An 11944-nucleotide genomic window follows, 5' to 3' on the forward strand; every position below is an offset into this window, starting at 1 on the left:
TGGGCCCTCCGGGGGCCCGGGTCACGGACACCGGGCTTCACCCGCAGGCCCTACCATCTGGCTCAACAGCTGGTGGGAGGCGGACGGGCGTGGCCGATGCGGTGATCGATCTCAATGCGGACCTCGGCGAGGGGTTCGGGCGCTGGAGCCTGACCGATGACGAGGCACTGCTGTCCGTGGTGACCAGCGCCAACGTCGCCTGCGGCTTCCACGCCGGGGACCCGTCGACCATGCGCCGGGTCTGCGCACTGGCCGCCGAACGCGGCGTCCGGATCGGCGCCCAGGTCTCCTACCGCGACCTGGCCGGCTTCGGCCGCCGCGCGATGGACGTCCCCCCGGAGGAGCTCGCCGACGAGATCGCCTACCAGATCGGCGCCCTCCAGGTCTTCGCCCGCGCCGCGGGCTCGCGGGTCTCCTACGTCAAGCCGCACGGCGCCCTCTACAACCGGGTGGTCGCCGACTCCGAACAGGCCGAGGCCGTGGTGGCCGGGGTGCTCCGGGCGGGCGCGGTCTGCGACGGACCGCTGCCCGTCCTCGGACTGCCCGGCTCCCGGCTGCTCGACGTCGCCGACGGCGTCGGACTCCCGGTGGTCAGCGAGGCCTTCGCCGACCGCGCCTACACCTGGGCCGGCACCCTCGTCCCGCGCCGCGAGCCCGACGCGGTGGTGCACGACCCCGAGTCGGTGATCACCCGCGCCGTCGGCATCGCCCGGGACGGCACGGTTGAGGCGGTCGGCGGCGAGCGGATCGGCGTCGAGGCCCGCTCGCTGTGCGTCCACGGCGACACCCCCGGCGCCGCCCAACTCGCCTGGCGGATCCGCGGCGCCCTCGCCTCCGCCGGAGTCCGGGTGGAGGCGTTCACATGACGGTCGGCGGGGTCCGGCGGGTCGGCGAGCGGGCGCTGCTGGTCGAACTCCCGGGGACGGCCGAGGTCGCCGCGCTGTACGGCTGGCTGCGCGAGCGACAGGAGGCCGGGGAACTCGGCGAGGTCGACGAACTGGTGCCTGCCGCGCGCACGGTGCTGCTGGACGGCGTCGCGGACGTCCCGGCGGTGGCGGCGCTGCTGCGCACCGCCCGTCCACGGGCGGCCGCGACGGCGGGCGGGCCGCTGGTGGAGGTCCCGACCGTCTACGACGGCGCCGACCCACTCTGGGGGGTCTCCGAGGAGGCGGCCGTGCGGATCCACACCGAACCGGAGTACGTGGTCGCCTTCTGCGGCTTCGCACCCGGCTTCGGCTACCTCACCGGACTGCCGGAGCGGTACGGGGTGCCCCGCCGGGACACCCCGCGCAGCTCCGTCCCGGCCGGCTCGGTCGCCCTGGCCGGCCCGTACACCGGCGCCTACCCGAGCCCCTCCCCCGGCGGCTGGCAGCTGATCGGCCGCACCGCGCTGGCGCTCTGGGACCCGGTGCGCGAGCCCGCGGCACTGCTGACGCCGGGGGTGCGGGTGCGGTTCACGGCGGAACGGGCCTAGGAACGGATCCGGGGACAGGCTTGGGGGCGCGCTGAGTCGAGCACACTGCAGGTGGTGCGGCCCGGACCGCTGACCACCGTCCGGGGCCTCGGGCGGCGCGGTGTCGCCCACCTCGGGGTGCCCAGGGCGGGCGCGCTGGACGGACCGGCGCTGGGGGCGGCGAACCGGCTGGTCGGCAACGGGCCGGCGGCGGCCGGGCTGGAGACCACGCTCGGCGGGGTCGCGCTGCGCGCCCTCGGGCCGGTGCTGATCGCCGTCACGGGCGCACCGGCACCGGTGACGGTCGACGGACGAACGGCCGCCTGGGGCGCGCCGGTCGCGGTGCCGGCCGGGGCGGTGGTCGCGGTCGACGCGGCGACCGCCGGGGTGCGCGGCTACCTGGCGGTGGCGGGCGGGATCGCCGTTCCGCCGGTGCTGGGCAGCCGCTCCGCCGACCTGCTCTCCGGCCTCGGGCCCGCCCCGCTGACCGCGGGCGACCGGCTACCGGTCGGCACACCGTCGCCGTACCGGGACCGGGCCGACCCGGTGCCGCTGCCCGCTCCCCCGGCCGAGCTGGTGCTGCGGCTGCGGCTCGGCCCGCGCGCGGACTGGTTCGCGCCCTCGGCGGTGGACCGGCTGGCCCGGGACGGCTACCGGGTCTCCGCCACGAGCAACCGGATCGGACTGCGCACCGAGGGGCCTGCCGTGGACCGCGCCCCGGAGGGCGAACTACCCAGCGAGGGCATGGTGTTGGGAGCGGTGCAGATCCCGCCGGACCGGCAGCCGGTGGTCTTCCTGGCCGACCATCCGACCACCGGCTGCTATCCGGTGATCGGCGTCGTCCCGGCCGCCGATCCGGCCGCGGCCGCCCAGGCCCAGCCGGGAACGCCGGTGCGCTTCGTGCTGCTGCGGAAGCGCTGAGGCCGGGAGCGCCGAGGTCTTCAGGCCCGGCCCAACAGCAGCTCCGCGATGACGCGTTGGGCCGGGTCGAGCGTCGCCTCGCCCTCCTCCGCCGCCCAGGCCGCATTCTGCAGCACCCGGGCCAGCGTCCAGGCCGCCGCCACCTCCCGGTCCAACTCCAGTACGTCCAGCAGGAGGTCGAAGCGCAGCCGCAGCGCCCGGTCGGGGGCGCCGCCGGCCTGCAGGTCGTTCCAGCGGTTGCGCAGCGCGGGCAGCAGCTCGAAGCCGGGGTGCCCGGCGAGCGGCTTGGGGTCGACGGCCAGCCAGGGCCCGCGGCCGGTGCCCGGCAGCGGGGCGAGGACGTTGCCGTAGTGCAGGTCCCAGTGCAGCAGCCGGTCGCCGGACTCGGCCCGCACCTCGCGCAGGGCGGCCGCACAGTCGGCGAGCAGCCGTCGCTCGTCCGGGTCGGCGAGGGCGCCGGCCGCGGCTGGCGCCCGCACCAGCAGCCCGTCCGCGAGGCCGGTCAACGTCCGCAGTTGAGCGGGTGCCTGATGCTGCGTCAACTGACGTAGCAGCTCGGCGAGCACACGCAGCGCCGCGAGGTGGTCGGGCAGGCCGAGTAGCGAGCGCGACGGGTCCAGCCGTTCCAACAGCATCGAGCCGGAGGCCGGTTCATGGTCGAGCAGGCGGACGGCACCCCGCCCGTCCCAGGCCCGCAGGGCGTCGGGCTCGCCGGCCGTCTCCTCGTCCACGGGTTGGAGCTTCAGCGCCGCGGGCGTTCCGTCGGCCCGTCGCACCGGTAGCACCAGTCCGGCCACACCGTGTGCCGCCGGTCCGTCCGGGCACAGCTCCCAGCGGTCCAGCAACTCGCCCGCCAGGGCGGGAAGTCGGGCCACCCAGGCGCGTCCCTCAGCGCCGAGCAACTCCTCCAGCGACCGGGCCAGCGCGGGCGGGACTTCGGGGACCTCGACGGGCATCGAACGGGCTCCTCTCGGGCGGTCCCGCTCAGCCTAGTTCGCGCTCAACCCGGTTCGGACTCAATCCGCGCGCAGTGCCGCCGCGGCCGCCGACGCGAAGCCCTCCGGATTGTCGAGCATGATGTTGTGCCCGCAGTCCGGCACGGCCACCACCCGCACGCCCGCCGCGCGCAGCCCGTCGACGCCCTCCGGGTCGCCGTCCGCCGCCGGGTGCAGGAAGGTGCGCGGGAGGTCGAGCCCGAGCAGCAGTTCGCGCATCGTCGGCTCGCTCCCCCGGGCGAGGTGCGCGGCGCTGCGGTACAGGCCCTCCGGGCCGGCCAGCCGCATCGTCGACCACCAGAACGGTCCGACCCGCTCGGCGACCTCCTCCCGCCCGCCGGCCAGGAATTCCGCCTCGGTGTAGCCGGCGATCCCGCTGCTGCCGATCCTCTGGCGGCTGGGGGCGATCGGGTCCAGGTTGGCGTCCACCAGGAGCAGCCGCGCGACCAGTTCGGGATGCCGGTGCGCCAGGACGATCGCGATCGCGCCGCCCATGCTGTGGCCGACCACCTCGACCCGGTTCAGCCCGGCCGTCGCGACGGCCGCCGCGACGGCGTCGGCGTGCGCCTCCAGGGTGTAGTCGAAGTCGGCGGGCCGGTCGCTGATGCCGAAGCCGAGCAGGTCGAGCAGCAGCGAGCGGCGCCCGGCGAGCAGCGGGTGGGCGGCAGCGGCGGCGAAGTAGACCGGCGAGCTGGCGCCCAGCCCGTGCAGGTAGAGCCTGGCGGGCTCGGCGCCGGGCAGCTCGACCCAGCGGATCCGGTCGCCGTTCGGGGTGACGAGGGCTTCACGCATGCGCGCACGCTCCTGGTTCGAAGTGGCTCGCTCGAATGGTTCGAGTGGCTCGGGTGGTTCGAGGGAATTGCCAAGAGCATACCTCGACATCGATGTATCACGGCATCGATATACCAATGCCCCGAGTGGCTGATCTGAGAGAGTGGCCCCATGCTGAAGCTCGCGATCCTCGGATTCCTGTACGACCGGCCGCTGCACGGCTACGAGCTGCGCCGCCACCTGGCCGGGCTCACCGGCCACATCCGCCCGATCAGCGACGGCACGCTCTACCCCGCGATCAAGCGCCTGGAGGCCGACGGCCTGCTGGTCCGCCGGACCGAGCCCGGCAGCGCCGCCGCTCCCCGACACACGCTGCACCTCACCGAGGCCGGCCGCGCCGCCCTGCTCGACCGGTTGCGCGAGCCCGAGCCGCTGGACATCAGCGACGGCAACCGCTGGACCACTGTGCTCTCCTTCCTGCGCCACCTCGACGACCCGGCCATCCAGGCCGCCGTGCTCCGCCGCCGGCTGGACTTCCTCTCCGAGCCGGCCAGCTTCTACTACGAGGGCGACCGCCCGCGCAGCGCCGAGGAGTTCGCCGATCCGTTCCGTCGCGGCCTGCTGCTGACCGCCCGCGCGACGACCGAGGCCGAACTCTCCTGGCTGCGCGCCACCCTGGCCGAGCTGACGGAGGCCGAACGAACCGGCGGAGCGACGAGCTGACGCACCGACGAGTTGACGCACCGACGCACTGACGCACTGACCGAAAGACGCCGTACCGTCCTTCCCGCCCGACCCCGCCCGTGTTCCGATGGCCCCATGGGCAACGACACACACACGGACGACGTACGACGCGAGGGTTACGACGGCACGGGCGCGGGCGCGATCACCCCCGACGGCTGCGCAGTCGAGGTATGGACCCGCCTCCCGGTGGGCGACGCACCGGACGTGATCGAGGCCGCCGTGCCGCCCGGCGCGCGCATCCTCGAACTGGGCTGCGGCGTCGGCCGGATGACCCACCCGCTGGTCGACCGCGGCTTCACCGTGACGGCCGTGGACGAGTCCGCCGAGATGCTGGGCCGGGTGCGCGGAGGCATCCGCACCGTGCGCAGCCCGATCGAGCGGCTGGACCTCGGCGAGCGCTTCGACGTCGTCATGCTCGCCTCCTTCCTGGTGCACGCCGGCGATGTGGCCGTCCGCCGGGGCCTGCTGGAGACCTGCCGCCGCCATGTCGCCGAGGACGGCTGCGTGCTGGTGCAGCGCGAGGGCGAGGACTGGCACCTGAACGTGCCGCGCGAGAGCCGGATCGGGACGGACGGGATCGCCCGGATCCTCTCCGCCACACCGGTGGGTGACGGGGTGAACTCCGTCCACGCGCAGTACGAATTCCCGGACGGCACCTGGACGCAGACCTTCCTCTCCCGCCCGCTCAGCACGGAGGCCTTCGAACAGGCCCTGGCGGACGCCGGCCTGCAGGTCGAGCGGTACCTGACGGAGGACCGCACCTGGGTCAGGGCCCGGCCGCTCGGCTGAGCCGTGGCGGCCCGAAGCGCGGGGCTTCACAGAGAGCGCGGCCGGAGAGCGCAATCGATGAGCGCAAAGGCCGATTAAAGGGTAAACAAAGAACTGTCACCTTCACCCCGTACCATCGGCCGCGCGCCGGGCCCGCGCGCGGCCTGGTCCGCGCGGGTCGCGGTCGTCCGCACGCCCGCTCCGACCCGCAAGGACCCGCTCATGCCGCACCGGTACGACGCCCGTCCGATACCCCTGGCGGGCGCCTGGTGATCGACTGGTTCCACGGGCCGTTCTCGGCCTGATCCAGGGGCTCACCGAGTTCCTGCCCGTCTCCTCCAGCGCGCATCTGCGGGTGTTCTCCGCCCTCTTGGGCTGGGACGACCCGGGAGCGGCCTTCACCGCCGTCACCCAGCTGGGCACCGAGGCGGCGGTGCTGATCTACTTCCGCCGGGACATCGCCGCGATCGTCCGGACCTGGGCGCTGTCGCTGGTCCGCCCGACGCTGCGCTCCGAACCGGACGCCCGGATGGGCTGGTTCGTGATCATCGGCACCCTGCCGATCGGCGTCCTCGGCAAGCTGTTCCAGGACACCGTCGAGACCCATCTGCGCGATCTCCGGATCATCGGCACCACACTGATCGTCTTCGGCCTGATCCTGGCCGTCGCCGACCGCACCCGCGCCGACCGCCGTGCCCGTCCGATCACCGACCTGACCCTGCCGCACGCGGCCGGCTTCGGCTTCGCCCAGGCGCTGGCGCTGATCCCGGGCGTCTCCCGCTCCGGCGGCACGATCAGCGCGGGCCTGCTGCTCGGCTACAGCCGGGAAGCGGCAGCCCGCTACTCCTTCCTACTCGCGATCCCGGCGGTGCTCGCCTCGGGGACGCTGGAGCTGTTCAAGATCGGCGAGGGCCCGGCCCCGGCCTGGGGGCCGACCGTCCTGGCCACCCTGATCGCCTTCGTGGTCGGCTATGCGGCGATCGCCTGGTTCCTCAAGTACATCTCGAACAACAGCTTTATGCCGTTCGTGGTCTACCGGGTGCTGCTCGGCGTCCTGATCATCGGCCTGGTGGCGGGCGGCGTGCTGGCCCCGGACGCGGGTGCGATCAAGTAGAACGGCGTTCCACAAGTCGAACGCCGTTCCACAGAAGACAACGTGAAGACGCCTGAAAAGCGGTGGGCCGGGACACCTGCACGGTGCCCCGGCCCACTGAACGTTGAGGACCTAGCGCCCGAACTCCCGGGCTGCGGTCAATCGGCCGCGGACGGCGGCGTGGACCTCGGCCTCCTCGGCCGGGTCGGCGGCGAGCCTTCGCAGCCGCTCCAGCACGCGCGCGTCGCCCGTGGTGGCGACATGGCGCGCGGCGAGCTCGCGCGTGGACTCCTCGCAGTCCCAGAGGCACTCGACGGCGGGCCCCTCGGGGAAGTGCACATCGGTGGCGGCGAGCGCCCGGGCGGCACGGCCGCGCAGTTCGGAGGAGGCAGCCTCCCCGTAGATGTGGCGCAGGACCGGTACGGCGTCGGCGGCGGCCAGCCGCCCCGCACCGTCGACCAGCGAACCGAGCCCGGGGCCGCTGACCCCGCGCACGGACATCCAGCGGCGCAGCCCGGCGACCACCAGCGGCGCGTCGGCCGGCTCCCCGGCGTCGGCGAGCAGTCGGACGGCCGCCTCTCCGAGCGCGCTGTCGGCGCCCCCGCTGGCCGGGTCGGCCCAGCGGCGGGCCTGCGCCAGCACCTCGGGGCCGCGCATCCGGCCGAACAGCTCCAGCGCGGCCCGCACGATCCGCTCGTCCACGTCAGCTGCGGCAGCCTCGATCAGTTCGATCGCGACCGGATCCCGTTGGTCGACCAGGTAGCGCAGGGCGGCCCGCCGGGCGCCGGGCAGGCCGTCGCGGGCGGCCTCCAGCAGGACCGGACGGTCCTCGGGCCGGACCACGGCGGTCAGGCAACGGGCGGCCGCGGCGGCGCGGCGGTCCACGGCGTCGGGCGCGGACGGGTCGTCCTCGGCCCGCTCGGGCTCAGGGCGGGCCAGGAAGGCGCTGGCGCCGAGACCGCCCAGCTCGCCCTGGTCGGCCCAGGCCAGCACGTCGGCGGTGGACCAGCCCGGGGTGACGCCGCTGCGGTTCAGCTGGCGCTGCCAGAGGTCGAAGGGCGACTGCTCGCTCGCCGCGGCGACTCTCGGGTGGTAGGCCGCCCACAGCCGCCAGGGCCGGGGCTCGTACGCGTTGCGGATGAAGTCGCGCAGTTCGGCGTCGCCCTCGGGGCCCGGCGGGAAGCGGTCCAGCACGGCGGTGCCGAGCAGCAGCAGGCCGCGGTCGTCGTCGCGAAGGGCGAGCTCGTCCAGGGCCCAGGCCCAGTTGGCACCCGTGGCGGCGTACTCGCGCAGCATCAGCAGCGCGTCGCGCCGGCCGTAGGCGGCGAGGTGGCCCAGGACGGAGAGGGCGAGACCGGTGCGGTTCTCGTCGTCACTGACGAGGTCCTCGGCGGAGTGGAGGTGGTCCTCGATCCCGTCGAGGGAGGCCTCCAGCTCCATGTAGAGGCGGGCGTAGTAGAGGGAGCGGCTCTCGACCTGCCAGTCGGCCCGCGGATCCCTGGTGACGCACTCCTCCAGCGCGGCGATGGCCTCGGCACGGTCGGCGGCCAGCGCATGGAGCTGCCCGTCACCACGGCCTCGCTGCAGGAGGCCTAGGAGGCTGGCACTGGGTGCTATCACTGGCTCGAACATGAGGTCAGCATCCGTTGCGGCGGTCGTAGTGGCAACGGGATTTCCGTCGCCGGGGTCTCTGGTCGGTACTGCGGTGGGCGCCCGGGCGCCGGAATCACCGAAGGTTACCGCCTCGCGCTCCCTTCCGCACACAGGGCGACGAAGGCTGCTGCCACAGTGGCATATGCCAGGGGAATTTTGCCTGCGATCTGTCCAAATCGCCCACAGCGATGAGAACGCTGTGCGACAGTCTTCTCACTACCCCAACGACCCGCACACGGCTGGTCGCACCGAGCGATGGACCCGTCATGAACATGCCTTTAGGTGCCACCCGCCCGCCGGACAGCGCCGCGGTGGACGGCCCGGCGGGCGCGGACGGCCCGGGCTCCGCGGGCGGCACGGACCGCTCCCGCGACGAGACGGGCGACGGCGCCGACAGCGGAACGGACGGCAGAGTGGACGGCACGGCGCAGGAGCCGTCCGGCCCCCACATCGACAACGGCGGCACCGACGACCGGATCGTCGGCTCGGCCGAGTGGGACCTGCTGACCGACGGCATCCAGTGGAACGCGGAGACCTACCTCCTCCTCGGCTGCGACCCGGGCCACGGCCCGCTCAGCCTCGACCGGCTGCCCGACCGCCTCCCCGAGGCGGACCGGCCGATGCTGCGCCGGATGATGACCGACGCCCTGGTGCACGGCCGCCCGGCCGCCGGCACCCTGCGGTTCCGCCGGACCGACGGACGGCACGACAGCGTCGAGTGCGCGGGCGAACCCGTGCTCGGCGCGGACGGCACCGTCACCGCGCTGCGGATGCTGCTCCGGCCGGCACCGCCGGCCTGAGCCACCGCGACCCCGCGGCCCCGCTCCTCCTCGAACGGCTCGCGCGAGCCGCCCGCCTCACGACAGCCGCGGCCGGTTCTTGGCGTCCACCGCCCGCAACTCCCGCCCGAGCTCCGCCCGCAGCTCGTCCACCACCGGCAGTCCCCGGTACCGCGCGGTCAGCCGGTACATCTCGCGCAGCCGGTCCCAGGTCCGGTGCGAGGAGTTCTGGCCGATCAGGTTCATCACCATCTTGGCCTGGAACTCCGCCGCGTCCGGTTCTCCGGTGATCCAGTGCACCGAGGCCAGGGTGATCCGGTCGAACAGCGCCGAGCGCAGCTGACCGGTTCCCTCCCGCAGGGCGATCACCCGCTCCGCGTGCCGCCGGGCCAGGGCGGCCGCCGACTGGTCGTGCTCGGACAGCGTGCGCAGCACCAGGGCCTGCATGCCGCGCAGCTCCGCCTCGTCGAAGACCTGCATCCAGTTCGGCGCCGGCTCCTGCGCGTCCTCGGTGAACAACTCCTCCGCCTCGCCGAGGAGGCGGTAGGTGTCCTGGGAGTGGCCGATCGAGGCGTGCGCCCAGGCCTCGACGGTGTTGAACATCGCGCGCGTTCTGGGCAGCAGCCGGCCGCCCGAGGCCTTGGCCGCCGACATCAGGTCGATCGCGTCGTCGGCCCGGCCCAGGTGCACCATCTGCCGCGCCGCCCGGGAGATCGCCTCGCCGGCCCGCGGCCGGTCGCCGGCCTCCTTGGCCGCCTCGGCCGCGATCATGAAGTAGCGCTGGGCGGTGGGCTCCAGGCCCACGTCGTGCGACATCCAACCCGCGAGCACCGCGAGGTTGGCCGCGACCAGCCACAACCGCTGCTCCACCAGCGGATTGTGGCGACTCGTCAGGAGACCGCCCACCTCGTTGAGTTGACCCACAACCGCCTTGCGCTGGAGCCCTCCGCCACGCGCCGCGTCCCAGGCCCGGAACACCTGCACCGAACGTTCCAGCGACTCCACCTCGTCGAGCCCGACCGGGCCCGCGTCGTACACGTCCACCACCGGGCGCGCTCCGCCCCCGGTGACCACCTGGCGCGGCCCGGGCACCGAGGCCGCGTACGCGACGGCGTCCCCGCCCAGCCAGCCCTTCAGCGAGTCGGCGATGACCGCCCCGGCTGTGAGCGCGGCTCCAGCGCCCACCAATCCACGTCGGTTCAGCATGAGGTCCATTCCCGTGAACTCGGTGAGGACCGCGGCTGTTCGACCCGGCGACCATGGCACTGCTGCGGACGGCTCCGCTCCGGACCTGGTGGGCCGGTGTCGTTCCAGACCGAGGTCCTCAGTGGTGACGACACGGCCGAGCCGCTCCGTGAACACGGCTGCCAGCACCCTCGGCACCGGATCGCGCGGGATCTCCCCCTGCTCGATCCAACGCCGTACCCTCGACGTGTCGGTGGACAGCTGCTGCTGCCCCAGCGCGGCACCTCGACGGTTGACCAGCCGCGCCAACTCGCCCTTGGACCATCCGGTCAGGACGAACAGATCGGCGAGTCGGGTGTTGGGTCCCCTGCTCAATGAAGCCCCCAGGTTCCTCGGCTTCTTCGAGGCTAGAGGCTCGGGCAAGTGCCAGGCGAGCATTCGCCACCGTTCGCCAGGGCCCGCCAGACTACTAAGCCAGTGCCCGATGGGTGTGTTGTAGGGGTGCGCCACCTCGCCCCTCGGGTCGGGCGGCGTCCCACCAGGGTCGGGGCAGTCACCCGACCGTGGCACGGGACGCTCCCGGTCCTCACCCGAGGGGGTGGCGCGGCCGGGTGGCGCGGGGGCGCCGGGCACGGCCACGGCGATCCGGCCGACCGCATTCCCCAGGGTGCGGACGGCCGGAGCACTGCCGAACAGGGGTTCCGACCCCGTGTCCGTGCCCGGCGCCCGCGCACCACCCACCGACCGAAGCAGGGCCGCCGTCGCACCAGGAAGCACACGGCACCGGCCCTCCCCCGCCCCCGCGGGGAGAACCCGCCGACGGACCGGAAGGGACCACCCTCAGCCCATGTACTCCTCAGCGACCACCCCCACGCCGACCGCGACCCGCACCGCGCTGCGCCCCCCCACCGCAGCCGCCGGCCGTCCCGGCCCGAAGCAGGTGCCCCCGGCGAGCCGTCCGGTGGCTCCGCGCGGCACCGAGGGCCGGTCCACGGACGCCCGGGTCCCGGCCGGCCGTACGGCGCTGGGACTGCGCGGCCCCGAGGTCGCCCCGCCGCCCGGCCACCGCCTCCCGCTCGCCCGCCAGGCCGACGGCCAGGTGCTGCGCGCGCGACGGCCCGGCCAGCCGGCCGGACCCGACCGGATCGACCCGTCGGCGCTGCAGACCCCGGCGGTACGGGCCGCGTTGGCGAGCGTCGCGCGGATATGTCCGGCGTTCACCCCGCGCCAGGTCCTGCGCGAGGGCAGCCGCCACATCCTGGTGGCGGGCACCATCGGGCGGGCGCCGGTGGTCGCCAAGTGCCTGGCGCCGCAGGCGGTGCGGAGTGAGTACTTCGAGCAGCTGGTGGCCGACTTCCACCACGAGGTCGCGGTCTACCGGGCGTTCGTCCGGCACCGCCCGCCGGTGCGGCTGCCCCGGCTGGTCGCGGCCGACCACGACCGCTGCGTGCTGGTCGTGGAGCGGGGTCCCCGGCAGCGCGACGCCCCCGAAAAACCCCCCACCCCCCCACCCCCCCCCCCCGAAGCTCCTGCACTGCTCTTCTCTGCCCCCCCGCCCCCCCCCCCTCCGCCCCCCCGCCCC

The 11944-nt window shown here is 74.4% G+C and carries 11 protein-coding genes and 1 pseudogene; 8 read left to right on the forward strand and 4 right to left on the reverse strand.

Annotation, left to right across the window (positions count from 1 at the left end; all coding sequences use genetic code 11):
• The first annotated feature begins 89 nt into the window (after window positions 1–89).
• From ACFQ87_RS26565 to ACFQ87_RS26575, 3 genes are read left to right on the forward strand one after another with little or no spacing between them, the layout of a single operon-like run.
• Window positions 90–866, forward strand: a complete 777-nt coding sequence (locus tag ACFQ87_RS26565; RefSeq protein WP_380613331.1) for a LamB/YcsF family protein — start codon at window positions 90–92, stop codon at window positions 864–866.
• A complete protein-coding gene (locus ACFQ87_RS26570) occupies window positions 863–1474 on the forward strand; it encodes an allophanate hydrolase subunit 1 (protein ID WP_380613333.1) in 612 nt (203 codons plus the stop codon). Before ACFQ87_RS26565 ends, ACFQ87_RS26570 begins: the two co-directional genes overlap by 4 nt.
• Window positions 1475–1519: 45 nt before the next feature.
• A complete protein-coding gene (locus tag ACFQ87_RS26575; protein ID WP_380613380.1) occupies window positions 1520–2374 on the forward strand; it encodes a biotin-dependent carboxyltransferase family protein in 855 nt (284 codons plus the stop codon).
• Window positions 2375–2394: 20 nt separating this feature from the next.
• On the opposite strand, the gene ACFQ87_RS26580 is transcribed toward ACFQ87_RS26575, so the two are convergent.
• Both ACFQ87_RS26580 and ACFQ87_RS26585 read right to left on the reverse strand, forming a co-directional pair.
• Window positions 2395–3330, reverse strand: a complete 936-nt coding sequence (locus tag ACFQ87_RS26580; RefSeq protein WP_380613334.1) for an aminoglycoside phosphotransferase family protein — start codon at window positions 3328–3330, stop codon at window positions 2395–2397.
• A gap of 60 nt (window positions 3331–3390) precedes the next feature.
• A complete protein-coding gene (locus tag ACFQ87_RS26585; protein ID WP_380613335.1) occupies window positions 3391–4161 on the reverse strand; it encodes an alpha/beta fold hydrolase in 771 nt (256 codons plus the stop codon).
• A gap of 150 nt (window positions 4162–4311) precedes the next feature.
• Here ACFQ87_RS26585 and ACFQ87_RS26590 point away from each other — a divergent pair, with 150 nt between their 5' ends.
• From ACFQ87_RS26590 to ACFQ87_RS26600, 3 genes are all read left to right on the forward strand, one after another.
• On the forward strand, window positions 4312–4863 hold the full coding sequence (locus tag ACFQ87_RS26590) for a PadR family transcriptional regulator (protein WP_380613336.1): 552 nt from the start codon (window positions 4312–4314) through the stop codon (window positions 4861–4863).
• Window positions 4864–4959: 96 nt separating this feature from the next.
• Window positions 4960–5673, forward strand: a complete 714-nt coding sequence (locus ACFQ87_RS26595) for a class I SAM-dependent methyltransferase (RefSeq protein WP_380613337.1) — start codon at window positions 4960–4962, stop codon at window positions 5671–5673.
• A gap of 256 nt (window positions 5674–5929) precedes the next feature.
• Window positions 5930–6766 carry an undecaprenyl-diphosphate phosphatase gene (locus ACFQ87_RS26600; protein ID WP_380613381.1) on the forward strand — a complete coding sequence of 279 codons (837 nt, stop codon included), beginning with the start codon at window positions 5930–5932 and terminating at the stop codon, window positions 6764–6766.
• A gap of 111 nt (window positions 6767–6877) precedes the next feature.
• Here ACFQ87_RS26600 and ACFQ87_RS26605 read toward each other — a convergent pair whose 3' ends face one another.
• Window positions 6878–8377: a HEAT repeat domain-containing protein gene (locus ACFQ87_RS26605; protein ID WP_380613338.1), complete on the reverse strand. Its 1500-nt coding sequence runs from the start codon at window positions 8375–8377 to the stop codon at window positions 6878–6880.
• 287 nt (window positions 8378–8664) lie between these two features.
• On the opposite strand from ACFQ87_RS26605, the gene ACFQ87_RS26610 reads away from it, so the two are divergent.
• Window positions 8665–9198 carry a hypothetical protein gene (locus ACFQ87_RS26610; RefSeq protein WP_380613339.1) on the forward strand — a complete coding sequence of 178 codons (534 nt, stop codon included), beginning with the start codon at window positions 8665–8667 and terminating at the stop codon, window positions 9196–9198.
• 57 nt (window positions 9199–9255) lie between these two features.
• Here ACFQ87_RS26610 and ACFQ87_RS26615 read toward each other — a convergent pair whose 3' ends face one another.
• Window positions 9256–10737 carry a hypothetical protein gene (locus ACFQ87_RS26615; RefSeq protein ID WP_380613340.1) on the reverse strand — a complete coding sequence of 494 codons (1482 nt, stop codon included), beginning with the start codon at window positions 10735–10737 and terminating at the stop codon, window positions 9256–9258.
• Window positions 10738–11209: 472 nt separating this feature from the next.
• Here ACFQ87_RS26615 and ACFQ87_RS26620 point away from each other — a divergent pair.
• Window positions 11210–11944 (forward strand): annotated as a pseudogene (locus ACFQ87_RS26620) (hypothetical protein); the annotation flags it as partial.

The organism is Kitasatospora sp. NPDC056531, assembly GCF_042794375.1.
Taxonomy (GTDB): domain Bacteria; phylum Actinomycetota; class Actinomycetes; order Streptomycetales; family Streptomycetaceae; genus Kitasatospora.